This window comes from Candidatus Phytoplasma zeae, assembly GCF_001712875.1.
Taxonomy (GTDB): Bacteria; Bacillota_I; Bacilli_A; order Acholeplasmatales; family Acholeplasmataceae; genus Phytoplasma; species Phytoplasma asteris.
In genome coordinates this window covers 1-24,150 of sequence record NZ_CP015149.1, presented here as the reverse complement: position 1 = coordinate 24,150, position 24,150 = coordinate 1, and the positions used below count along the sequence as shown (strand labels likewise).

Annotated in this window: 22 protein-coding genes; 3 read left to right on the top strand and 19 right to left on the bottom strand. The window is 24.5% G+C overall.

Features of this window, described 5'->3' with window-relative positions; translation table 11 throughout:
- Positions 1-117: 117 nt before the first annotated feature.
- Positions 118-2,766, bottom strand: a complete 2,649-nt coding sequence (locus MBSPM3_RS00110; RefSeq protein ID WP_069028003.1) for a valine--tRNA ligase — start codon at positions 2,764-2,766, stop codon at positions 118-120.
- 195 nt (positions 2,767-2,961) lie between these two features.
- Entirely contained in the window at positions 2,962-3,552 is a 591-nt protein-coding gene (gene yihA, locus MBSPM3_RS00105; protein ID WP_069028002.1) for a ribosome biogenesis GTP-binding protein YihA/YsxC, read from the bottom strand.
- A 262-nt stretch (positions 3,553-3,814) separates the two neighbouring features.
- Here yihA and holA point away from each other — a divergent pair, with 262 nt between their 5' ends.
- Entirely contained in the window at positions 3,815-4,786 is a 972-nt protein-coding gene (gene holA / locus MBSPM3_RS00100; protein ID WP_069028001.1) for a DNA polymerase III subunit delta, read from the top strand.
- Between the two features lie 38 nt (positions 4,787-4,824).
- Here holA and MBSPM3_RS00095 read toward each other — a convergent pair whose 3' ends face one another.
- The 10 genes from MBSPM3_RS00095 to MBSPM3_RS00050 form a co-directional block, all read right to left on the bottom strand.
- Positions 4,825-5,382 (bottom strand): L-threonylcarbamoyladenylate synthase, encoded by a 558-nt coding sequence (locus tag MBSPM3_RS00095; protein WP_083985298.1) that lies wholly within the window; start codon positions 5,380-5,382, stop codon positions 4,825-4,827.
- Positions 5,383-5,474: 92 nt separating this feature from the next.
- On the bottom strand, positions 5,475-6,530 hold the full coding sequence (gene prfA, locus MBSPM3_RS00090; RefSeq protein ID WP_069028000.1) for a peptide chain release factor 1: 1,056 nt from the start codon (positions 6,528-6,530) through the stop codon (positions 5,475-5,477).
- 69 nt (positions 6,531-6,599) lie between these two features.
- A complete protein-coding gene (gene dnaB / locus MBSPM3_RS00085) occupies positions 6,600-7,943 on the bottom strand; it encodes a replicative DNA helicase (protein WP_069027999.1) in 1,344 nt (447 codons plus the stop codon).
- The gene (gene rplI / locus MBSPM3_RS00080) at positions 7,940-10,489 is read right to left on the bottom strand and encodes a 50S ribosomal protein L9 (protein ID WP_069027998.1); all 2,550 of its coding nucleotides are present in this window, start codon (positions 10,487-10,489) and stop codon (positions 7,940-7,942) included. The genes dnaB and rplI overlap by 4 nt, the downstream gene beginning before the upstream one ends.
- Positions 10,490-10,582: 93 nt before the next feature.
- Complete coding sequence (gene rpsR, locus MBSPM3_RS00075; protein ID WP_011160386.1) at positions 10,583-10,822, bottom strand: 30S ribosomal protein S18; 240 nt, start codon at positions 10,820-10,822, stop codon at positions 10,583-10,585.
- 137 nt (positions 10,823-10,959) lie between these two features.
- Positions 10,960-11,304 (bottom strand): single-stranded DNA-binding protein, encoded by a 345-nt coding sequence (locus tag MBSPM3_RS00070; protein ID WP_011160385.1) that lies wholly within the window; start codon positions 11,302-11,304, stop codon positions 10,960-10,962.
- Between the two features lie 14 nt (positions 11,305-11,318).
- Entirely contained in the window at positions 11,319-11,606 is a 288-nt protein-coding gene (gene rpsF, locus MBSPM3_RS00065) for a 30S ribosomal protein S6 (RefSeq protein ID WP_034172155.1), read from the bottom strand.
- A gap of 549 nt (positions 11,607-12,155) precedes the next feature.
- A complete protein-coding gene (locus MBSPM3_RS00060) occupies positions 12,156-13,403 on the bottom strand; it encodes a glycosyltransferase (RefSeq protein ID WP_069027997.1) in 1,248 nt (415 codons plus the stop codon).
- Between the two features lie 172 nt (positions 13,404-13,575).
- The gene (locus MBSPM3_RS00055) at positions 13,576-14,772 is read right to left on the bottom strand and encodes a glycosyltransferase (protein ID WP_069027996.1); all 1,197 of its coding nucleotides are present in this window, start codon (positions 14,770-14,772) and stop codon (positions 13,576-13,578) included.
- A gap of 70 nt (positions 14,773-14,842) precedes the next feature.
- Complete coding sequence (locus tag MBSPM3_RS00050) at positions 14,843-16,159, bottom strand: bifunctional folylpolyglutamate synthase/dihydrofolate synthase (RefSeq protein ID WP_069027995.1); 1,317 nt, start codon at positions 16,157-16,159, stop codon at positions 14,843-14,845.
- A 1,421-nt stretch (positions 16,160-17,580) separates the two neighbouring features.
- On the opposite strand from MBSPM3_RS00050, the gene MBSPM3_RS00040 reads away from it, so the two are divergent.
- Positions 17,581-18,369, top strand: a complete 789-nt coding sequence (locus tag MBSPM3_RS00040; RefSeq protein WP_069027993.1) for a phosphatase PAP2 family protein — start codon at positions 17,581-17,583, stop codon at positions 18,367-18,369.
- Positions 18,370-18,673: 304 nt separating this feature from the next.
- Here MBSPM3_RS00040 and MBSPM3_RS00035 read toward each other — a convergent pair whose 3' ends face one another.
- The 5 genes from MBSPM3_RS00035 to MBSPM3_RS00020 form a co-directional block, all read right to left on the bottom strand.
- Positions 18,674-19,048: a hypothetical protein gene (locus MBSPM3_RS00035; RefSeq protein WP_069027992.1), complete on the bottom strand. Its 375-nt coding sequence runs from the start codon at positions 19,046-19,048 to the stop codon at positions 18,674-18,676.
- Positions 19,049-19,169: 121 nt separating this feature from the next.
- Complete coding sequence (locus MBSPM3_RS00030; protein ID WP_069027991.1) at positions 19,170-19,352, bottom strand: hypothetical protein; 183 nt, start codon at positions 19,350-19,352, stop codon at positions 19,170-19,172.
- Positions 19,353-19,430: 78 nt separating this feature from the next.
- A complete protein-coding gene (locus tag MBSPM3_RS02945; protein WP_157084473.1) occupies positions 19,431-19,589 on the bottom strand; it encodes a hypothetical protein in 159 nt (52 codons plus the stop codon).
- Between the two features lie 139 nt (positions 19,590-19,728).
- Complete coding sequence (locus tag MBSPM3_RS00025; RefSeq protein WP_069027990.1) at positions 19,729-19,914, bottom strand: hypothetical protein; 186 nt, start codon at positions 19,912-19,914, stop codon at positions 19,729-19,731.
- A gap of 318 nt (positions 19,915-20,232) precedes the next feature.
- Positions 20,233-20,421 (bottom strand): hypothetical protein, encoded by a 189-nt coding sequence (locus MBSPM3_RS00020; RefSeq protein WP_069027989.1) that lies wholly within the window; start codon positions 20,419-20,421, stop codon positions 20,233-20,235.
- A gap of 61 nt (positions 20,422-20,482) precedes the next feature.
- On the opposite strand from MBSPM3_RS00020, the gene MBSPM3_RS00015 reads away from it, so the two are divergent.
- On the top strand, positions 20,483-20,698 hold the full coding sequence (locus MBSPM3_RS00015; protein WP_069027988.1) for a hypothetical protein: 216 nt from the start codon (positions 20,483-20,485) through the stop codon (positions 20,696-20,698).
- A gap of 115 nt (positions 20,699-20,813) precedes the next feature.
- On the opposite strand, the gene dnaN is transcribed toward MBSPM3_RS00015, so the two are convergent.
- Positions 20,814-21,950 carry a DNA polymerase III subunit beta gene (gene dnaN / locus MBSPM3_RS00010; protein WP_069027987.1) on the bottom strand — a complete coding sequence of 379 codons (1,137 nt, stop codon included), beginning with the start codon at positions 21,948-21,950 and terminating at the stop codon, positions 20,814-20,816.
- 676 nt (positions 21,951-22,626) lie between these two features.
- Positions 22,627-24,150 (bottom strand): chromosomal replication initiator protein DnaA, encoded by a 1,524-nt coding sequence (dnaA, locus tag MBSPM3_RS00005; RefSeq protein ID WP_069027986.1) that lies wholly within the window; start codon positions 24,148-24,150, stop codon positions 22,627-22,629.

The window sequence follows — 24,150 nt, the reverse complement described above, 5'->3', positions numbered from 1 at the left end:
GTTAGTTCCTTTAATAAATGGTTTGGGTTTGGAAAATATTAGTGGGTTGGGGTTTTGCTTGTAATGTTTTTTAATTTCAAAGCTTAAATTATTCATTTATAATTTTATTTAAATTTTTTATTTTTTGTTGGGATTTAGCGGATTAGAATTGTTTTTACTTTCTAACAATTTTTGATATTGCTTACAATAACTTTCATATTTCTTTTTTTCAATTTCAATTTTGGCACTTGCGGCTTTTTGCAAGAAAGATGGATTATTTAAAATGGTTTCACTTCTTTTAATTTCTTTAAGAAGGGTATTTTTTTGTTGTAAAAAATTACTTTCAATTTTGGTTTCATTAAGTTCGTTTAGGGTTTTGAGGTCAATATAAAGACTTAAATTTTTTTCAATTAACCAAATAGTTTTTTTTGAATTGGTAACTTTGTTAGTAATTTTAATTTGTAAAGTTTTGAAAAATTTTTCTAAAGCTTGTTGCAAATTTACGAAATCTTGGAGGATAGTTGAAAATTGAGATGCAACTTCTAATTCTAAATTTAATTTACAATTGATATTGGATTCTTGTCTTAAATGACGTGTTTTAATAATTAAGTTTTTAAGATTTTCAAAATCAGCTAAGGCATCTAAATTACAATAAGAAGTTTTTTGCAAAGTGGTTTGAGTAATGTTCGTTTTATTGTCAAAATTTTCATAAAGAGCATCAGTTACAAAAGGAATAAAAGGATGTAAGAGTTGCAAAATATGTTTCATCATATAAACTAAAAATTTTTGACTGTTGTGCAATTTTGTTAAATTGGAGTTATTCTGATCTAAATCATGTTTGGCAAATTCTAAATGCCAATTAGCAAAATCTTCCCAAACAAAGTGATATAAAATTTTTCCAATTTCTTTTAATTCATATTTTTGATATAAAGTTGTTACTTTTTGAGTTGTTAAATGCAATTGTGTTAAAAGGGCTTTTTGGGTCAAAGTCAAAAGATTGATATCAAAATCAGTGTCTAAGGTGTTGGTATTTAATTTTACAAAACGACTAATATTCCACAATTTATTAATAAAATTCCAAGATGAAGCAACTTTAGTCTCATCATAGAATAAATCAAACCCAGGAGCAGCGTTAGTAATTAAAAACCATCTAAGAGCATCGGTACCATATTTGGCAACAACTTCCAAAGGATCAACACCATTACCTTTTGATTTAGACATTTTTTGTCCTTTGTTATCTCTTACTAAACCATGTAATAAAACATCTTTAAAAGGGTCCTTGTGGGTTAATAAAATACTTTGAAAAACCATTTTTGATACCCAAAAAGTTAAAATGTCATAGCCTGTTACTAAAACATCAGTAGGAAAACGATTTTGAAATAAAGGGGCATTGCAATTAGGCCATCCCAAAGTGCTAAAAGGCCACAAAGCAGAAGAAAACCAAGTATCCAAAACATCACAATCAAGGCTCCATTCTGGACCAGGACTTTCTATTTGAACTTTAATTTCTTGTCCTTTATGCCAAGCAGGAATTTGATGACCCCACCATAATTGACGCGAAATACACCAGTCTTCGATATTTTGGAGCCAATTATTAAAAATATTTTCAAAACGAAGCGGAAAAAAATTGATTTTGTTCGTTTTTAAAGCAATTTGGGCGATGGCTTTGGTTTTTAAAAACCATTGTAAAGAAAGACGCGGTTCGATGATGGCATCCGAAATACTTGAATATCCTACTTTATGAAGGTGATTTTCAGTTTTTGTAAAAAATCCTTTTTGTTTAAGAGTTTGCAATAACTTTTGACGACAAAAAAAGCGGTCTAATCCTTGATATTGCAAGGCTAAGTTGTTCATAGTGCCATCTTCGTTCATGCATAATAAAGCTTTTAATTGATGTCTTTTAGCTACTTCAAAATCATTAATATCATGTCCAGGTGTCACTTTTACAACTCCTGTACCAAAATTAATATCTACGTAATTATCACTAATAACAGGAATTTGGATATTAGTATCAGGAATAAAAACTTTTTTGCCAATAAAAGATTGATATCTAGGGTCGTTAGGATTTACCATTAAAGCTTGATCGGCAAACATGGTTTCGGGGCGAGTGGTTGCAATTTCTAAAAAAGAAGGAACCAAAGAAGCGTCAGACAAATTGGAATTAGTTGGAAAATCAACCAAAAAATATTTAATATAATATAATTTTCCTTCAGTTTCATGGTAATTTACTTCTACATTAGAAAGGGCTGTTTTAGTTTCGGGGTCCCAATTAATAATTTTATAATCTCTGTAAATTAATTTTTGTTGGTATAATTTGACAAAAACTTCTTGAACTGTTTGGCTCAAATCAGGATCAAGGGTAAATTTTTCAAAATTATAATCTAGATGCAGCCCTAAAACTTGCCATTGTTGCCTAATATTTTGGGCATGTTTTTCTTTCCACTGCCACGCATATTTTAAAAAAGTTTCTTTACTTAAAGTTTTGGTCAAAAGCCCTTCTTGTTTTAATTGTTCTTTAACTTTATTTTGAGTGGCAATTCCTGCATGATCCATCCCAGGCAAAAAGAGCACATCAAAGCCTTGCATTTTTTTAAATCTTATAATAATATCTTGAATGGTGTTATTCCAAGCGTGTCCCAAATGCAGTTTTCCTGTTACATTGGGAGGCGGAATTACAACAGTAAAAGTTTTTTTGTTGGCATTTGGATTGGCACAAAAATATTTTTTTTCTAACCATTGTTGGTATCTTTGATGTTCTACTTTTTTAAAATCATATTTAGTTTGCATAAAAGCTAGCTTCTTTCTATTTTCTTTTTTTAGGGTTGAAGTTTTTGGGTTTTAAAAGTTTTTTGGGGGTTATGTTTGGGGTTTTGAAAATGTTTAAATGGATTGGAGGAAATAAAAAAAATTACAAATTTTTTTGCAAAGTGAAAAAGTTGGAAAAACTAAAAATAAAAGAGCCAAAAATAAGGGAATCATTTTTTAATCATTGGCATTTGGATCCATTAATTGACTTAAAAACAGTTTTAATTCTTCCAGCCCTTCTTGTTGTTTTGAAGAAATCAAAAAAAAATATTTAATCTGGGGAAAGTGATTAACAAGCATTTTTAATTGTTTGGGCACAAGATTTTTTTTAACTTTATCCTTTTTAACAAATAACAAGACGACCTCAAAACCCACTTGCAAAAGAGCTTGATGGATTCTATCGTCTTCTTGGGTAGCACCCACTTTAAAATCAATTAGCTGAAAGACTGCTTTGAGATGAGAAGTTTGTTCCAAAAAAGAAATAATCATCGGCAATAACTGCTTTTGAATTTCTTTACTTTTTTTAGCATAACCATATCCAGGAGTATCGATCAAATAAAAAGATTCGTTAATGTCATAGTAGTTTAGGGTGATGGTTTTGCCAGGTGTTTGAGAAATTTTAGCTAATTTTTTTCTTTGAGTTAAAGCATTGATGAAAGTGCTTTTGCCAACGTTGCTTCTGCCCATTAAAACAATTTCGGGTTGTTTTTTCAAAGGAATATCTTTAAAATGGACAATACTACGCACAAAAGTGGCTTTTTTAATCATTTTGGTTTTTCCTTTTCTTTGCTTTTGTCTATAATTGTTTGCGATTGGTGATTTTGGGAAATTTTTGAAGGTAGTTTACAAATATTATTATAGCAAATTATTATTTTTGTTGCTTTATATTTTGTGATATCGTTTTATAATAATATTTTTTTGATAAAATAACAATAGTGATAATGATAATAATGTTGAATTGATCTTTTGCAAAACATTTAAAAAAACAAACAATTAATTAATAATAAAAGAGCAAAATGAGGTTTTTAATTTGGAACAAACAAATAACATACATTTAATTTGGGGAAAACAAAGGTTTTTTCTAGAAAAAAAAATAAAAAAAATAATTAATATTTGCAAACAAAAACAATTAGATGTAGTTTATTATTGTATGCAAAAAGATCTTGTAACAGAGCTGCAAAAAGAACTACAAACCACTTCTTTGATTGAAAGCGCATGGAAAAAAGTAGTTTTGGTGGATCACAGTGAAATTTTATTTCAAAAAAAACCTCAAGAAATGGCTTTTTTAATTTCTTATTTACAAAATCCTTACAACAATTTAGATTTATATTTTTTTGCAGAAAAAACAACTAAAGCATCTGAAGTTCAAAAAATTTGGGAAAAATATTGTCTTTGCAAAACGACAAACAGTTTGGAGAAAAAAGATTTTTTTAAATATATCATGGAAGTTTTTCAAAAAGATGGTTTTCAAATTGATACCAAAGCTATACAAGAATTAGTGAGTAAAACTAACTATAATCTTTATTTATTGCATCAAGAAATAACAAAAATCAAATTATTTCAATCAAATGATAAAAATATAACTTGGCAATTGGTGCAAAAAATCAATGCTTTTAAAGAAAATGACAATATTTTTGGATTAATTAATCTTTTTTTAAAACAAAATTATATTGATGCTTATCAAATGTATCAAACCTTAAAAACGCAAAAAATCAATGCTTTTCATGTTATAAATCAATTAACTCATAAAATTAAAGAATTGTTATTGGTAAAAGAAATGTTGCAACAAAAAAAAAGCCCAGAAGAAGTGCAAAAAGTTTTGCCAGTTTCACAAGGCAAAGTATTTTTTTTAATGAAAGAAGCAAAATTGATTGAAAAGCAAAAATTAAATACACTGTTTTTAGATTTAATAGAATTAGAATATCAAATTAAAATGGGTGCTGTAAATAAAGATATCGGTTTGGAAATGTTTTTATTGGGTAAGCAAAAGTTTTTTTTGTAATTTGAAAACTAAGCATATAACTTACAATTTTTTGACGATCACAAAGGTTTTAAGATTTGTAAAATTTCTTCTTGAGTAATTGTTCCTTGCCTTAAAATAACTGGTTGAAAGGTGGTTAGATCAACAATAGTTGAAGATGTTTTTAAAATCGGGTGATAGTTTTGATAAATTAAGGCGACTTTATTGTGATAAATATTAAAAATAGTTTGGTAATCATTTAGTGGAGGATGATTGCTTTGATTAACAGAAGTGGTCTTTAAAGGACCATTTTTTTTTAAAATTTCCAAAGCTAAAGGATGATTGGGGATTCTTACTCCTAAAGTTTTTGCCTTTGTTTTAGAAAAATATTTCAAAGTGGTAGGCAGAATTAAAGTTAAAGGGCCTGGCCAAAAATGCAGAGCTAATTTAAGGCTTTGAGGACTAAATTGGACCAATTTTTTTGCTTGTTGTAAAGATGCACATAAAACAACAATACTTTTATTTAAAGGTCTTTTTTTAATTTGATAAATGCAATTGAGTCCTTTTTTATCATATAATTTAGCGCCCATACCATAAACTGTATCGGTTGGAAAAATAATAATATCTTTTGGTTTCAAAATAATTCCTTTATTTATCTTTATTTATCTTAAACTGGTTTTTTTAATTGAATTGTTTTGATTTTGGTTTTTTAAAAGAAATTGCATCAAAACTAACTTTGGGCAAGTTGTTCTTTTTGGGCTTCATGAATCAAAGGTTCAATAACTAAATCGAGTTTACCTTCCATAATAATATCTAATTTTTGTAAAGTAAGTCCAATTCTGTGATCTGTTATACGATTTTGGGGGTAATTGTATGTTCTTATTTTTTCGCTTCTTTCACCAGTTCCTACTAAATTTTTTCTGTGTTTGTTTTCTTCTTCTTGTTTAGCGGTTAACATTTGATTATAAATGCGTGTTTTTAAAAGGGTAAATGCTTTATCTTTGTTTTCGTGCTGGCTTTTTCCTTCTTGACAAGCAACACTAATTCCCGAAGGTATATGAGTAAGTCTAACAGCTGATTTAGTAGTGTTTACTGATTGTCCACCAGGTCCGCTAGAATTAAAAGTGTCGGTGCGAATGTCATGCCAATCAATTTTTAATTCTAATTCTTCTGCTTCGGGAACTACCAAAACAACAGCAGTAGAAGTGTGAATTCGCCCTTGAGCTTCGGTAGCGGGAACACGTTGGACGCGATGCACACCTGATTCATATTTTAAAAAAGAATAAATATTTTGTCCAGAAATTAAAAGTTCTACGGAAGAAAGACCGCCTTTAATGCTGGGATTTAGATTGAGGATTTCGACTTTCCATTTTTTGCTTTCGGCGTATTTAACATAGGTTCGTAATAAATCAGCTGCAAAAAGATTCGCTTCGTTGCCACCAGCTGCACCTTTAATTTCTAAGACAACATTTTTTTTATCAAAAGGATCTTGGGGTAAGAGAAAAATTTTTAATTTATCTAAGGTAGTTTTTTTTTCTGACAAAATATTATCTTTTTCTTGGTGTGCTAAAAGCAATAATTCTTGATCTTGTTGTGTTTCTAAAATGGTCTGTATTTGAGTAAATTCGGTTTCTAAATTTAAGTATCGGTTAAAAAGTTCTACTGTGGGTTCTAATTTTGATAAATTTTTTAAAATGTCAATTTTTTGATTTATGTTTTGTTCGTTTAACAAAAGTTTTTGTAAATCTTGATATTTTTGTTTTATTATTTTTAATCTGTCAAGCATATTTACCTCTTTGTTTTTTAAAAAAGAATGGGGGGTTAAAAAAATATTTTAATCAATCAAAATGATTTTTTATTCATTTATATTAGGTTCGATTTCTGAAAAAAACATATGATCAAAATCAAGTATAAATTCTCTAATACCAATTGATCCTTGACGATTTTTGGCAATAATAACTTGGGTGTGTCCAGAAGAATTGGGTTTTTTGTCCTTTTCATAATAACCTTCTCGGTACAAAAACATTACAATATCGGCGTCTTGTTCAATTGAACCTGAATCTCTGAGGTCAGCCAAAATGGGACGTTTGTCTTCTCTTTTTTCTACATCCCTTGATAATTGTGAAAGGGCAATAACAGGAATTTTTAATTCACGTGCCATTTGTTTTAAACTTTGAGAAATTTCTGCTACTTCTTCTTGACGGTTTTGTTTATTAGTTTTGCGGATAAGTTGCAAATAATCTATCATTACAATATCAAGTTTGTTTTGACTTTTAAGTTTGCGACATTTAGCTTTAATATCTAAAATATTTACTGTAGCTGAATCATCAAAATAAATATTTAGATCATCCATTTTTTCCATTGATATTTCTAACAAAAATTTTTCTTCTCTGTTTGTGTTACCCAATTGAATTTTTTTGTGCTGTATTTTTGATTGAGTACTTAACATGCGCATAGCTAATTGTTCGTTTGACATTTCTAAACTAAAAATAGCAATATGAGGGGATTGATAATTGTGTTTGGGATTTGCAATTCTGAGAGCTAAATTAAGCATAAAAGTACTTTTTCCCATGGAAGGACGAGCAGCTAAAATAATAAATTCTTCGGGCTTAAATCCTAAAGTAATATTGTTGAGATTATCATATCCAGTGGAAAGACCTACTAAATCTTTATGGCGTTTGGCAAGAATATTTTTTTCTTTAGTGTCTTTTAACAAAATTTTTAATTTTAATAATTCATTGGTTTTTTTGTTTTTAGTTAAATTAAAGATTTTTTCTTCTGAAAAATCCAAATATTCTTGGACATCAATGTTTTCGTATCCTTTTTGTGCTAATGAAGTGACAGTTTCGATAATTTCTCTTTTTAAAGCAGTTTCCTTAATTAAATCAATATAGGTTTCTATATGTTGAGTAGAAGGCATCAAATCAGATAATTCATTTAAATAATCGATATTTCCTATTTGTTGTAATAATTTTTCATTGTCTAAAATAGCACTTACTGAATAATAATCAATTTGTTTGTTAGTTTCATGCAAAGTTTTCATTGCTCTAAAAATATGTTGGTGATGAGAGCTGTAAAAGTCAGTTTCTGCAATCATATCTAAGGTAAAAGCTATTTTTTCAGGGTTTAAAAGTAAAGCTCCTAACAAAGCACGTTCTGCTTCAGGACTTGAAGGAGTATTTTTAGAATAATTGGTCATTTGTTTTTTCTTTCAGTCACATTAAGGAAAAAAGTAGCCTTAATTTGATCAGTTAGAAAAACATCAACAGGATAAATACCAATAGCAATGATTTCGCCTTCTAAAGATATTTTTTTGCGGTCAAGAGTAATATTATGAACTTTTAAAAATTCTTCAGCAATTTGTTTGAGAGTAATTTTTCCATAAATTTTTCCTTTAGGTCCTAATTGAATATCTAGAGTAATTTTTTTGTCATCAATTTCTTGTTTTAATTTATGCATTAAAAGTTCGTGATTACGTTTTTGTTCTTGTTCTAACATTTGGGATTGTTTAATTGCAGCTAAATTGGTTTTGTCTGCTAAAAGAGCTTTTTTATTTTGAATTAAAAAATTGCCATAACCATTATTAACTTTAATAATTTCGTGTTTTTTTCCTTTATTAGGAATGTCAGTTAACAAAATAATTTCCATATTCTTTTCACCTTTTTCATATTCTAATTTTAAAAAATGTTTTAAAGTGTCTGTAACTGTTTTGATATTAGTTCCTTCTAATTGAGTAGCAGCGCTATTGAGATGTCCTCCACCTTCCATTTGTTCCATGATAGTTTGAACGTTAATTTCATTGTAAGAACGAGCACTAATTGCTATTTTATTATCTGCTATTTGAGCTATCATAAAGGCAGCATCAACGTTGCGAATGTTTAGAACACTTTCTGCCACTTGAGCTAAAAAAGAACGATTTTCATAAATTTCAGAACTTTGAATAATAGCAAATCTATCCATAAAAATTTCCATTTCAGAAATCAGTTTATTAATTTCTAAAACTTTATCAAAGTCTTTACGTAACCAACTTTTAACCTCAATTGCATCAGCGCCTAAATCTTTTAATTTGGAAGCTACTTCAAAAGTTCTAGAACTTGTACGATAAATAAAAGCGTTAGTATCAATTAAAATACCTGCATACATAATGCTTGCTTCAAAAGCAGTAATGTGGACTTCTTTTTCCAAAAATCCCATAACTTCAACAAGCAATTCAACAGTTGAAGAAGCAGATGATTCGACGTAAGAAAAAATAGAAGGAATAATTTCTTCGGTAGCGCGGTGGTGATCAACAACTACAATATTGGACGTTAGTGACAAAAGTTCGGGACTATTTACCATATCTTTAGTTTGAGTATCCAAAACTGCAATTAAGGAATTGTCTTTAATCATTTTGGAGGATTGTTGGGTTGTAATAATATTTAGAGATGTTTTTGCCTCAGTTTTAATTAATTGATGATAAACAGGAATGAGGCTTTTGTCTAATTTTTCTTCATCAAGGATAATATAATTGTTGCTTTCAGGATGGATAGTGGTTGCAATTTTGTAAAAAGCAATGACAGAACCCAAAGCATCAAGGTCGGTGTGAGTGTGTCCCATGATAAAACAATGGGGGTGTTTTTTTAAAATATCGACCAAATTTTGGGCATTAATACGGGCATGAACTTTGGATTGTTTACTTAAAGAAGCAATTTTGGCACCAAAATATTTAATTTTTTCATTTTCAATATTAACAACTACTTGATCGCCACCCCTTTTTTGGGCTAATTCAATTGCATTTTGACTGTAGGTAGCCAGTTTTTCATATGACAAATTCCAACAAGCAATTCCCATAGAAAGAGTAACTTTTAATTGATATTTGTAAGAAATGTTGCGGATGGTATCCAAAATACTAAATTTATTTTCTAACATTTTATCTAAGTTTTGGCGGTTAATAAGAAGTAAAAAACGGTCGTCTATCAATTGTTTTAAATAACCTTCATAAGGTTCAATGTAATCAGATAAAGCACTTAAATATTCACCTTGTATTTGTGATTGTTCTGAAAGATCATAACGAATTAAGGATTCTGCTAAATTATCAAAAGCAATCATGGCAAGAGCTAAGGTTTTTTGTAAAAATAAATGTTTGATTTGTTCTTTTTCGGTAGCATCAAACAAGTAAAAAACATTTAAATCTTTTTTATAAAAACATTCAAATTTTTGGTTTTCCAAAGTGATAATAGTTTTGGGGATTGCATCAGAAGTACTTATTAATTGTGCCATATTTTCATTAATTTGAGCTAAGGGCGAATTGATTTCAGGATTTTTCAAAATAAAACTGGCGTAAGGATTGAGCCACTGAATTTCTTGACTAGAAATATCAATTAAAACAATACCAATAGAAAGTTCATTAAGTACTTCTTCTCCAATTTGACTTACGTGAAAAGATAATTTAGACCATAAAGAAAGTTTGTTTTTTAATCTTTTAATTTGGGCGTTTTTTTTAATGTGAAGCAAAAAACTGATAACAAAGGATGCTAAAATGATTTTTCCAAAAAAGTTAAAAATGAAAAAAATGATTTTACGACGCATACCACTCATTTCGCTGGCAGTATTTTGGCTTGGGTTTTGATTTTTGGTTAATTGATTAATTGTTTCGATAATTTCTTGGATATTTTGGAAATCCAAACAAAAAAGAATTAAAATTAAAACAACAATTACACAAGCAATTACAATAAATTTTGTGTTATGTTTATTTTTAGAAAACATAATTTTTTTGCCCTCATTTGCATTTAAATAATTAGATAAATTTGGTTTTTAATATTTGCAATTAATAAAAAAAACAGGATGCAACACCTGTTTTTATTGTTGGATAAAAGGAATTAAAGCCATATGGCGAGCTCTTTTAATAGCAATTGCCAATTGACGTTGCCATTTAGCAGAAGTATTTGTTACTCTTCTAGAAAGAATTCTTCCACGGTCAGTAATAAATCTTTGTAAAAGCTCTATGTCTTTAAAATCAATTTTAGTTACTTTGTTTTCAGTAAAAAAACAAACTTTGCGACGTTTTTTAAAAGTATTTTTTTTATTATTGAATTTCATTTGTAGCTCCTTTTGAAATTGAAAATATTTATTGTTGTTTGGTTTGGTTCGCTTGTATTTAATGTTTTTGTTTTAAGATTTGATTGTGATATTTGTTTATTATTTTATATCAGTTAATTTAAGAATTGTTTTTAATTTTAGAAATTGTCATAAGCATTATCAGGATTTTTTTTAGATTCTAAGAATTGGACATTGTTACAAACAACACTAGTTTGCCAATTAGTTACACCGTCTTTTTCCCAAGTTTCTACTCTAATGTTTCCTTCAACACCTATTAAAGCACCTTTAGAAATATATTTTTCTAAATTTTCAGCTTGTTTACCAAAAACAGTACAATTGATAAAATCAGTTTTTTTTTCGCTAGAAGCACTTACAATTCTATTAACTGCCAAAGTAAATTTAACAACATAAGTGCCACTATTAGTATTTTTTAGTTCTGGGTCTTTGGTAATGCGACCTACTAAAATAACTTTATTAATCATATGAATTAAACTCCTTATTCTTTATCTTTGATAAAGATAAATCTAATAATTTCTTCAGTAATTTTAACAATACGATTAAATTCTAAAACAGCATCATTATCTGCTTTTACCATTAACCAATTGTAATATCCTTTTTTATGATTATCAATAAGATAAGCTAGGTCTTTTAATCCTATTTCGTTTTGTTCCAAAATTTGATTTGGAGCTTGTAAAAAAACATTTTGCAAAGTGTCATTAATTTTTTTAACGTCTTTGCTGTCTAAATTGGGGCGTAAAATATACATTATTTCGTATTTTTTCATTTTTTTCTCCTTATGGCCTACGCGGTCTTTATCTCTAAATTGTAAAGACAAGGAATAAGCATTTTATTTTATAATTTATAAGACATTAATATTATAACAAAAAAATATTTTTTTGAGTTAATTAGATGACAAAACTTTAATATTTATAGATTTTTTAGTTGGATAAGGTAATAAAAAAAATAAAAAAAGTAATTTTAAAGTTGGGAATTTTTGTAAAAATGAAATAAGATGTGAATAAAATTGATGAAAAATAAATAATTTGTTGTTTTATTAAGTGTTGTTTTTTAGTTAAAATAAAAGTTTATTCAAAAATAAAAACAAAAGGAACTTATAAAGAAAATTGGTATGATAAAATACCTTTATCAAATAAAAAATGGTTTTGGATAAGTGTTTTTATTGTATCTCAATTAGTAGAAATATATTTAGATTCTCAAAATAGTAAAATAATTTTTTGAAAACTTTCAAAATAACATAATAATAAATAAAATATTAAAAGATCAAATTACTTATTAAAAATAAATAATTTGATCTTTTTTTTGTTCTTTATAATTAAATCTTATCTGAAGTTTCTTTTTGATGTTGAATTAATTTTTGTTTTTTTAATTTATGATTATCAATAGCTTGATTATAAACTTCTAAAACATTAGTTACAAAAGTCTTTTGAGTATATAAATTAACTGATTTTTGAGCTTGATATGATAATTGTTTAAAATTATCTGGATTTTGATATAAGGAAGTAAGAATTGTAATTAATTGTTCTTGGTTATGATAAAAAAATCCATTTTGTTCATGTTTAATTACTCCTTCTAATGCTTGATCAAAACGCACTACACAAGGCAAAGAAGCAGCTAGTGCTTCAATATATGTAAGTCCTTGAGTTTCAAATAAAGATGCATTAATAAAGACATTTCCTAATTGATAATAAATTCCTAACTTATCATAAGCAACAAATCCTAAAAAAATGATTTTATCATCTAAATTAAGTTTTTTGGCTTTTTTTTCTAAATTTTTTCTTTCAGGTCCATCACCAATAATTAAAAATTTACTTTTGGGATTTTGAAGGTGAAAAGAAGTAAAAGCATCCATCAAATAATCAATTTCTTTTTCAGCAGATATTCTTCCTACATAAAGACATACAAACGAATCTTTAAGTCCTAATTGTTGTTTTAATGAAAAAATTTTTTCTGATGAATGATTGTGACAATAAAATTTTTCTAAATTAAAACCTGTTGGAACAATTTGATAATTGATTTTATAAGTATCATTAACTTTATTATAATATCGATTTTCTAAAAAATACAACACTTTTTTAGTAGGTAAAATATTGACATCACTATTAAAAATAAATTTAGTAAAAAGATAATCTACATATTTTAAAATGGGTTTTTTAAAACATTTAACAATAAAAGATTTTTGAGTATCAAAAAAGGCAACATACATTGTGTGTGCTGTATAAACTAAAGGCAAATTAAATTTTTGTTTAGCTAAAAGCCCTAAAGAACCTAACCCAAATTCAGTATGAACATGAATTACATCTAAATTAAGGGCTTTGATTTTAAAAAGATGTTTTTTATAACTTAAAACCCAACGATGATCTTTAAAAATTTTAAAAGGCAATGGAATTCCTTTAATTCTTATTACGCGAGAGTCTTTTTCTTGTTTGACTTTTGGACAGTTAGTTGTAATAATATAGACTTCATGTCCCAAAGCTTCTAAACCTTCTCTTAGAGAATCACAAGAAACAACAACACCACTAATTAAAGGTTTATATGAATCGGTAAAAATTCCTATTTTCAAGCAAAAAACCTCCTTATTATTGTCATTGTCATACTTTTTTATCTTAATGAAAACATAGCAAATTGCAATAGTAATAACAACAAAAATAAAAAAATAAATTTATATTTTTTAATAACTAAAAAGTTGAAATAATTAGGGAATAGGGAAAAATAATAAAAAGGGTAAAAAATAATTAATTATGGTTATTGTTTTCTTTATTAGTTTTTATCGCTTCTTTATAAATTTGGATCATTTTAGAAGCAAAACTTGTTTGATCATAATTAAGTATTGAGTTTTTGGCATTCATAGACATTGTTTTAGTTTTTTTATTATCATTGTATAAAAGACTTAAATAATTGATTAATTCTTCTTTTTGATGATAAAAAAAACCATTATTTCCATTATCAATTAAACCATCTAATGCTTGATCGTGTCTAGCTAACAAAACCAAAGAAGATGCCATCGCTTCTACAAAAGTTAAACCTTGAGTCTCAAATAAAGAAGCACTCAAAAAACAATTTCCCAATTGATAATAAATTCCTAAATTATCATAAGGAACAAATCCCAAAAACAAAACATTATTTTCGATTTGTAATTGTTTTACTTGTTTTTGAAGATCTTTTTTTTCAGGACCATCGCCAACAATCACAAATTTGCTTTGAGGATGATTTTGACAAAAAGAAGCAAAAGCACTAATCAAATAAGAAATGTCTTTTTCAGGCGACAACCTACCTACATAAAGACAAACAAAATCATTTACTAAATTAAATTTAACTTTTAAAGCTTGAATTTCTTCTAAAGAGTGGTTTTGGGAATAAAATTGTTCTAAATTGATTCCTGTAGGAACAACATTATATTTTCCTTTGATATTGTAATCTTTTTCTAATAAAGTTAAAATTTTATGAGTAGGAACAATTGTAGAATGTGTTTTGGAAATAAATTTTTTTAAAGCTTTTCTATTAGCTAATATAAAAAATAATTTAAATATTTTTATTCCAATATTTTTGCTTTTATTAAAAAAATATTCGTGCATAGTGTTCATAGTATAAACGGATGGTATATTTAATTTTTGAGAAGCATAAATACCTAATTTACCCATAGGAAATTCAGTGTGAATATGGATAATATCTAAATTAAGATCTTTTACAAGAGATAAATATTTTTTGAACCTCAATACTACACGATGACCTTCAATGCCTTTAAAAGGTATTGGTATTCCTTTAATTCTTATTATTGAAGCATCTTTTTCTTCATAATTCTTAGGTCCTTGAGGAGTAATTATATAAACTTTATGTCCTAATTTTTCTAAACTATCTTTATGAGATTTAACAGAGATAGGAATACCTCCAATAATTGGTAAGTATGTATCAGTAAAAAAACCTATTTTCATTTTTGACCCCTCTTTAAGTTTTTTAAAGTTGTGTAAATTAAATTTAATGTTTTTAAAATATTAAAAATATTTAAATATCAAAAAAATGAATTACTTCTGATGCAAAATATAGAGACCCTATAATTAACAATAAATCTTTACAATTTTGAGTTTGGTTTTGTTGTAAAAAATCCTTCAATTTGTCTTGCCAATCAAAAACTTTTGTAATTCTTTGTGGAGCAATAAACAAATATTTTTGTACTAATTCAATACTATTTGGATGATTAAAAGTTGTTAAATAAATGTGGGATTTGGGAATTTTTAATAATTGGTACAACATAGAAACTACATTTTTGTTTTCCAAAGCAGAAAATAAAATAGAAATGCGGTAGTTACTAAATTGTTTGATTGTTGTTTGGACTAATTTTCTTATGGCATGCACATTGTGAGCACCATCTAAAATAATTAAAGGAGTTGAATTTAGTTTTTGCATTCTGGCTGGAATTTGAGTTTTGCTAATGCCTGTAAAAACATTTTGTTCTAAGAAAGGAAATTTTTTTAGCTGACAAAATAAATAATAAAGTTTGATTGCCATTGCAGCATTTTCAGGTTGATATTTTCCTATTAAAGGAGTTTTGATGGCTTTTATTGTGATTTGTTTTGTTTTAAAATTAAAACATTCTTGCCAAGTTTGCATTCCTAAATAAGTTATGTTGTAATCTTTTTTGAATTTATAAATGGGAGTTTTGTTTTTTATGGCTTGTTGTTCAATAACTAACAAAGCTTTTTGAGAAATATTTCCTGTAACTAAGGGAATTTTGGGTTTAATAATTCCTGCTTTTTGAAAAGCAATTTCTTTAAGAGTTTTTCCTAAAATATGTTCGTGATCTTTGCCAATGGTAGTAATTCCAGTTAGGATGGGATAAATAACATTGGTACTGTCTAAAAGACCTCCCAAACCTACTTCAATTACACAAACATCAACTTTTTTATGATAAAAATAATCAAAAGCAATAGCGGTGATAATTTCAAACGGGGTAATGCTAAATAAAGCAGAATTGGGACTTGTTTGGTCTACTAAATTTTTAATTTTACGAACCCAAATTATTAAATCATTACAAGTAATAGTCTCGCCATTAATTTTAATTCTTTCATTGTAATTTTGAATATGAGGAGAAATAAAAGTTCCTACTTTGGAACAACTTTGTTGCAATAAAGAACTTAAATAATTAACAGTTGAACCTTTGCCGTTAGTACCTGCAATATGAATCATAGCTAATTTTTTTTCAGGATGATGTAATAATTTTAACAAAGCCAAAACACGCAAAAGTCCTAAACGCATGCCTAAAATTTCTCTTTTTTCAATCCACAAAATAGCTTCTTTTATGTTATTTATTTCAGTAATCATTTTTATTTCCCGTTTGTCTGCATTTATTTATATTTAGGATTTCTTTGATATTATTAAATTTTTTAAATTACTAAATGTTTGATAGAATGTATTTGTTTAAGGTGTTTTTTAAATTTTTTTATTTTTTTGAATTTTTAATATCTATTGTAAATTTGTTTTTATTAGTTTTTTATTAACTTATTTTGAACTACATAATAAATTAAAATTGTAAATACAAGTTTATTATACCACAAAAAATATTGCAAAAATAAGGTTCAAAGGCAAAATAAGGATAAATTATTACTTAGTAAAATAAAGTAAGCAAAAAAAATAAATATTAATTTGACTAAATAAATAAAATAGTTAGAGTCAATAAAAATCATATTTTAAAAAAAGAAACTTTCAAAAATATAAAAATGTTATAATATTAATGACTGTTATAATTTTAAATAATTTTTTAAAAACAACATTATACTAACAAGAAATAAAAAATTATTAAAATAAAAAAGGATTAAAAAAATAAGTAAAAGTTTTTCTAAATTAATCAAATATTATTTATCTAAAAATTAAAAAAACAATATTATAAAGGATTTTTTTATGTTTATGTATAAAAATAATTTAGATACAAATACAAACGGAAAAGCAAAAAATGTTTTTTCAAAAAAGTTTTTAGTTTATGTGCCTTTAATTATTTCTTGTATCACTTCTCTTTTGGCTATTTATACAATTTCATATGATAAAAATAAAAGAAATTTTTTTACTTTAGGTTTATTCACAAGACAAAACACATTATCAGTGAATATCTTTTTACTCTTATCTTTAAATAATAAATTTAAAAAATCAAAATATTACCTTTATTTAAGTTTTGTTTGTTTTATTAATTGTTTAATAGTGATGTTTTTTTGTTTAATTGAAACAAAAACAGGTACTTTGCAAATTAATTATTTTTTTGAACACAAAATTTTATCTTTGATGTTTATATTTTATTATTTTTTCCGAAACAAAAAAATAATAAAATTAAAAAAAAATTATGTAGGAATAATATATCCTTTGATTTATTTTTTAATAATGTTTATACTTATAAAAATTGATAATGAAAAGTTAAATCCTTATTCGAGAGAAATAACAAAATATGAAATTAACGAGTTTATGTTATTGTTTTATGCTTTTCTAACTTCTATAATGATATTAATAATTAGTTTCTATACAATTATTTTAAAAAATAAAATCATCAAAAATAATGATATTGTAGTTATCAAAAAATATAAAAGGTGGTTTTATTTTTTAAGTATTTTGGTTCTTTCTTTTTTTATTTTCTTTAATTTTATAAAATAATTTATTTTTATTATTTTTTTATATCATTTTTTTAATTCTTAATAAATTATCATTATAAAATCCAATATTATAAATAACAAAAACAACAGGAGTTTAAATTATTAAAAATGGAAAAACAAACTTTACAAAGAAACAATTTAGAAAAAAAAGAAACAAATAGTAAAAATAAATATCTTAAAAAATATATATTATGGTTTTTATTTATTGTTTTAATTCAACACATAACTTGGTTTGGTTCTTTATATATAATTGAAAAGAATAAAAATGGTTTTTTTAAAACAATTATTCGAATTAAAGAAGATGGTAATGAAGAAACTAATAATTATTGGGTAAAAATATTAAATTTAAATATTAATGGAAGCAGTGGATTCCCTAGTTGGGAATTTTCTAAATATTTTATTTATATTTATATCATAAGCTGCTGGTGGTGGTTTTTAATTGCTCCTTATTTGATATATAAACATTTAGATAAAAAAATAATATTTCAATTATTCATTTCTTATTTTATAATTTTAGCTATTAGTTTTATTTTATTTTTTGTTTTCCCAGTTCAAATGTTGGATAAGTTTTTATTTAAGGAAAACAAAAGTTTTGTAGATTTTTTAATTCAAAATTTATATAAATATGATTATCTTCATCTTAATAATTTACCAAGTTTTCATGTTAGTTTAAGTTGGTTATGTTATATTGGTTTTCGCCAAAAAAATAAAAAGAAAATCCCTAAAATATTAAATTATGGACAATTATTTTGTGCTATTTTAGTTTTTATTTCTACTTTTGTTTTAAAACAACATTATATAATGGATGGAATAATTGCAATTATTTTAGTAGAAACTACTTTCTTTTTAGTTGGTAAAAAAATGAATAACATTAAAAAAGACTATCAATTAAGATAATTTTTTTGTCAATAAATTACCTATAATAACCAAAATAGAAATAAATTTAGAATTGCTGAGCACTTTTTTACAAAAAAAGTTATAATGCTTAGTTTCTAATAAAATACACAGGTAAAAGAATTAAAGTTTTGGTTTTGGAAAAACCAAAATTATTTATTACCACCATTATAACATGATAAAAACAAGATAGTACGGATTATATAATTAAAATCTAATTATGAACATTTTCAGTATAATAATTTTGTTCTATATTTTGTATATTATAATAAGAATTTGGATGGTTTGTCAAACACTCTTTAATTTCTTATAATATATATCCAGCTATTTTCAAATCAAATGATCTATATTCAGCATTCATTAATTCTTTCAAAGAAAAACCATTATTTTTCAAATATTGTGCTGGATATTTAGCATTTTTAAAATCTTTTGTATCATAATCTGCATCTTTTAATTCTTGAAAAGGAATAAATGTTTTATTTTGCAATGGATTTGGTGTTTCATATTTGTATCCTAAATCATCAAGTGTATATCCCGCTTCTTTAATTTGTTGAAAAGTAAAACCTGTTTCTTTTAATTTAGGAGGATTTATATATATTGGTGTTTCTTTTATTTCTTGTATGTTAATGCCACCTTTGGCAAAATCTTTCAGATTATAATTATATAATTGTATTTCTTGCAAAGTAAAACCAACTTTATCTTTTAAATCTCTTGAACTAAATTGTTTTAAATAAAAAAACTTTCTGTTTGAGGATCTAAATTTTTTATTTCTTCCAAACTATAACCTGATTTGTTAAATTTTTTTAAACTAAATTTTCTATTAATTGAGGAAGTTGGTAACCAATTTCTTTAAAATCTTCTACATTAAAAACTTCTTTTACCAATTCTTTGTCTTCATAATCCCCTTTTTGTCTTAAATAACTTATAGTATATATTTGTTTTCCTTCATTATTTTTAATATATTTAAGATCAAAAGCACCAAACAATGGTTTTAATTGTTATAAAATTTGTTTATAAGAAAGACCTTTTTTCAATTAAATGTTTTAAAGTATATCATACTTTTTTTATTTTACTTTTATTTCTACTTCTTTATCTTTAAATTGTTTAATTTTATATGTTTTTACAATTAACAAAAATCCACCTAAAAATAAAATAATATTTAAAACGATAAAAGAATATATTATATATTTAGTTTCTTTTAATTTTATTATTAATGTAGACATTTTATTATTTCCTTTCTTCATCATAATCTTTTAATTGTTCTTTGCTAAAAAGACCACTTTTTAATAATTCATCTCTACTAAAATCTAAATTTTTTAATTGTTCTTTTTCTAAATATTTTTCTAAATCGCTAATTTTTTTTCATCTAATAAATAAATTTACTTTTTGATCTGATTCTTGTTCTGTATCTCTTTTATTTTGTTGTGTAAATTTAAAATATGAAACTCCTAAAAAAATAATCACTACAAATAAACACAATATTAAAATATTAAAAGGAGTTATTTTGGATTTAATATCTTTTACTTTAAAATTTAATTTAAACTTCATATTTGCTCCTATTTTGTTTTTTATAAATATAATTATAATAAAAATAAAAAGATAATTTATAACCTTTATGATAATTATACCATTTTTTATTACTATTAATATTTATATAAATAAATTTACTTAATAAAATTATAATTACTTAGTATTTTTCTTGCAAAAAAAACAAGTAAAATAAAAGTAAGGAATAAAATATTTTTTAAAAAAGAAAACAATTTTCAAAAGGAAGCAAGGAATAAAATAATATGAATCAAAATGTAAAAAAATATTAACTATTTTTATTTATTGCTGCTTTTTGAGTGTTTGCAGTTTTCTTTTATATCAATATTTTAAAAAACCAAACAAAGTGCCATCCAAAATAAAAACAACACCAACCAAACCATCTGAACAAAAACCATCAAAAAATAAATCATCATCTTCTAGTTTAGAGATAACAACTTTTTGGAAAGATCCAAAATCAGAAACAAAATAAAATACAAATACATTAAATACATTTGAAAGTAATCGCAAAGAGATTACCCAAATTCAATTTGATAGAATTGTTGAAGAAATATTAAATGATTTAAAAAGCATGTCATGGGATAATTGTGTAGCTAAATATGAAACAAGAAATGAAAAAAACATATTTCCAAACATTGAAAGAGAGTATAGTTCATTTTTAACTTGGAGCAAAGAAAAAGTAACAGAAGATAACGAAAATTATAACCAACAAAATAAACAAAATATATTACAACAATGCATTAAAAACCTTAAAAAAAAAAAAGAAATTGAAAAAGAACTAAAATAAATATATTGGTTTAAATATTAAATCATTTGTAGTAATTAATAAATAACTGTTTTATTTATTTAGACAATTAAGATTAACACTGTTCTTTTTATTATCTTGCCATTATATAACAATATCAATCATTTTCCAAAGGAATAGGCAGAATTAAATGAATAGAACTATCTTTTTCCAAAGTAGTAATAATAAATGGTTTTAAGGGATTATCAAAATAAAAAACTACTTCTTTAACTGATAAAACTTTTAAAACATCTTCTAAATATTTAGCATTAAAAGCAATTTGGAAACTATTTGCACTAACTTTTAAAGGAATAATTTTTTCCAAAGCAGTTCCAAAACTTTCACTAGAAGAAGAAATTTCAATTGAATTTTGTTTAGTTAAAATAAATTTAATAACATTGGTATTTATTTGTTCTTTGGAAAACAACAATGAAACTCTTTCTAAGGCTTTCATTAAATCATCTTTATTTAAATGAATAGAAAAAGGAAAATTTGTAAGTTTAATTTCTTGAATTTGGGGATAATTTCCTTCTAAAAGTGAAGTTTGAAACCATAAATTATCAATTTCTAAAAAGATTTTTTGAGTATCAGAATAAATTTTTAAATATTTACTTTGACAATGTTCTAATATTTTACTTAATTCTTCTAAACTTTTATTAGGAATAACAATATTAAAATTGTGATATTCAATATCTAGATTGATTTTTTTTTGACTCATTCGAAAAGAATCAGTAGCACAAGCTTTTAAAAGGTTGTTTTGATAAATCAAGTTAAGTCCCATTAAAATAGGTCTTTTTTCATTTTTAGAAGTAGAAATATTTATTTCTTTAATCATATTTTTTAAAAAATGAGTTTCAATTTGAAAAGAATCTAATTTTTGGAAAGAAAAATCAAGTTCTAAAAAATCACAAACATCCATTAATTTTAATTTATATTCACAAAAACTAGTTTTAATTACTAAAAAATTATTTTCCATTACAGTAATTTTAATTAAAGAATCACTAATTTTTTTAATTATTTCAATAAAATATCTCCCTAAACAAGCAATTTTACCTTGTTTTTTAATTTTTAAACTTTCATCTTTAATTTCTATTTTAATTGCAATATTGCCATTATTAGCTTCTAAAATTAAGTTATTTTCTTGTGTTTGGATTTTGAGAGCATTAAAAATAGGGAAAAAAAATTTTTGGGGTAAAATTTTTTGTATTTTTAAAAGTTGTTCCAAAAAAATATCTTTATTAATTTCTAAATACATTTATTAAACCTCATTTATCTTTTTGTTGTAGTAATTATTTTATATCTTTATTATTTATTTTATATCTTTATTATTTATTTTATATCTTTATTATTTATTTTATATCTTTATTATTTATTTTATATCTTTATTATTTATTTTATATCTTTATTATTTATTTTATATCTTTATTATTTATTTTATATCTTTATTATTTATTTTATATCTTTATTATTTATTTTATATCTTTATTATTTATTTTATATCTTTATTATTTATTTTATATCTTTATTATTTATTTTATATCTTTATTATTTATTTTATATCTTTATTATTTATTTTATATCTTTATTATTTATTTTATATCTTTATTATTTATTTTATATCTTTATTATTTATTTTATATAATGGCATTTAAACACGTTTAAAGTTATTTTAATTGATGTTTAACTTACTTTTAATAATTTATATTACAATTTCAAAAACAGACTAAAATAAGTTAAAAATCATCGAATAATTAAAAGATACTTTTTTTAAAATATAGATAATTTATTAATTCATTTTTAATTTAATTATTATTCAATTTTATTCAATTCATTTATTATTTAATTCATTTATTATTTAATTCATTTATTATTTAATTCATTTATTATTTAATTCATTTATTATTTAATTCATTTATTATTTAATTCATTTATTAAGAATTAATTTTTTTCAAAATAAGTTCTAAGGATTTTTTTAATTCATAATCACTTTGAGAATTTTTTTTAATTTTTTGATAAGCTTTAAAAACTGCAGAATGGTTTCTTTTGAAAAAACTACCAACAATATTATAAGGAATATCTTTTAATTCTTTGATTAAATACATAGCAATATGACGCGGTAAAGTATATTTTTGTTTTCTTTTTTTACTCATTAAATCACGAACTGAAATATTGAAAAAATTGCTAACAACTGATTTGATTTTTTCCAAAACATCCTCATCATAAGAAACACTTTTTTTGCTTTTAATCAAAAGTTCTAAAGCTTCATTGGCAATATTAATATCAATATCATAGCCAAAAGTTTGGGCATAATTCAACAATCTTAATAAAGCTCCTTCCATTTCGCGAACATTATTAACAAAAGAAGAAGCAATCAAATCAAGAACATCTTTTTTTATTTTCAAAGGATTTTGTGGTTCAAATTCTAATATTTTCTTTTTCAAAATATTGAGACGATGATTAAAATCAGGACTTTGAATATCAACCATAAGACCAGCTTCAAAACGTGAAGTTAATCTACTCATAATATTTTTTAGTTCTGAGGCTTGTTTATCACTTGTAATTACAATTTGTTTTTGGTTTAAATAAAGATAATCAAATAATTTAAAAAACTCCATTTGAGTTCTTGTAGCACCTGCCATAATTTGGATATCATCAACTAATAAAAGATCAATATCACGGTATTTTTCGTTGAAATCCTCCATTTTGGATTTTCTTAATTGGTTGGTAAATTCTTCAATAAATCCGTCAGCTTTTACATATAGAACTTTTTTGGCTGAATGTGTTTTTTTTAAAATATGATTTCCGATTGCCTGAATTAGATGGGTTTTTCCGATTCCTGCTTTTCCAAAAATATATAGCGGATTGGTAGTTACTTTTTTTTCTTCAGCAATTTTTTTGGCAATTTTAAAGGCAAAATTATTACTTTTTCCCACAACAAAATTATCAAAACTATACTTGGGATTAGTATTTCCATAATTGTATTTATTAAAACTTATTTTTCTATTTTCAATTTCAATATTTGTGTCATTATCAGTTTTAGTTTCGATTTGTTCTTTTTCAATTGTTTTAAAATATTTATTATTTTGGAATTCATCATTATTTTCATTATTTTCAATTTTGGAAAAATAATTTTTATTCTCATTTTCTAATTTTTCTTTAAGATTTTCAAAATGCTTTTTTTCATCATCAAAATTACTATTTTTTTGATTTTTTTCTGAAACAAATTCAATTATAATTTTTTCTTCAAATTTTAATTTAGTTATTTTTTTTATTTTTTCAAAGTACATTTTATATATTTTATTCTTAATAAATTCAGTTTCTACTGAAATTATAATTTTTTCTTCAATTTGTTTTATTTTTTTAATATTGGAAAATGTTTCTTTAAAAACTTCATCACTGTAAATTTTTGATAGTTCATTTAAAATTATTTCCCAAATTTTATTATAATTATTCAT

Excerpts from the sequence above, each read along its gene's own strand:
- MBSPM3_RS00110 (WP_069028003.1), bottom strand. The coding sequence starts at position 2,766 with ATGCAAACTAAATATGATTTTAAAAAAGTAGAACATCAAAGATACCAA.
- yihA (WP_069028002.1), bottom strand. The coding sequence starts at position 3,552 with ATGATTAAAAAAGCCACTTTTGTGCGTAGTATTGTCCATTTTAAAGAT.
- prfA (WP_069028000.1), bottom strand. The coding sequence starts at position 6,530 with ATGCTTGACAGATTAAAAATAATAAAACAAAAATATCAAGATTTACAA.
- dnaB (WP_069027999.1), bottom strand. The coding sequence starts at position 7,943 with ATGACCAATTATTCTAAAAATACTCCTTCAAGTCCTGAAGCAGAACGT.
- rplI (WP_069027998.1), bottom strand. The coding sequence starts at position 10,489 with ATGTTTTCTAAAAATAAACATAACACAAAATTTATTGTAATTGCTTGT.
- rpsR (WP_011160386.1), bottom strand. The coding sequence starts at position 10,822 with ATGAAATTCAATAATAAAAAAAATACTTTTAAAAAACGTCGCAAAGTT.
- MBSPM3_RS00070 (WP_011160385.1), bottom strand. The coding sequence starts at position 11,304 with ATGATTAATAAAGTTATTTTAGTAGGTCGCATTACCAAAGACCCAGAA.
- rpsF (WP_034172155.1), bottom strand. The coding sequence starts at position 11,606 with ATGAAAAAATACGAAATAATGTATATTTTACGCCCCAATTTAGACAGC.
- MBSPM3_RS00055 (WP_069027996.1), bottom strand. The coding sequence starts at position 14,772 with ATGAAAATAGGTTTTTTTACTGATACATACTTACCAATTATTGGAGGT.
- MBSPM3_RS00050 (WP_069027995.1), bottom strand. The coding sequence starts at position 16,159 with ATGATTACTGAAATAAATAACATAAAAGAAGCTATTTTGTGGATTGAA.
- MBSPM3_RS00040 (WP_069027993.1), top strand. The coding sequence starts at position 17,581 with ATGGAAAAACAAACTTTACAAAGAAACAATTTAGAAAAAAAAGAAACA.
- MBSPM3_RS02945 (WP_157084473.1), bottom strand. The coding sequence starts at position 19,589 with ATGTCTACATTAATAATAAAATTAAAAGAAACTAAATATATAATATAT.
- MBSPM3_RS00025 (WP_069027990.1), bottom strand. The coding sequence starts at position 19,914 with ATGAAGTTTAAATTAAATTTTAAAGTAAAAGATATTAAATCCAAAATA.
- MBSPM3_RS00015 (WP_069027988.1), top strand. The coding sequence starts at position 20,483 with ATGTCATGGGATAATTGTGTAGCTAAATATGAAACAAGAAATGAAAAA.
- dnaN (WP_069027987.1), bottom strand. The coding sequence starts at position 21,950 with ATGTATTTAGAAATTAATAAAGATATTTTTTTGGAACAACTTTTAAAA.
- dnaA (WP_069027986.1), bottom strand. The coding sequence starts at position 24,150 with ATGAATAATTATAATAAAATTTGGGAAATAATTTTAAATGAACTATCA.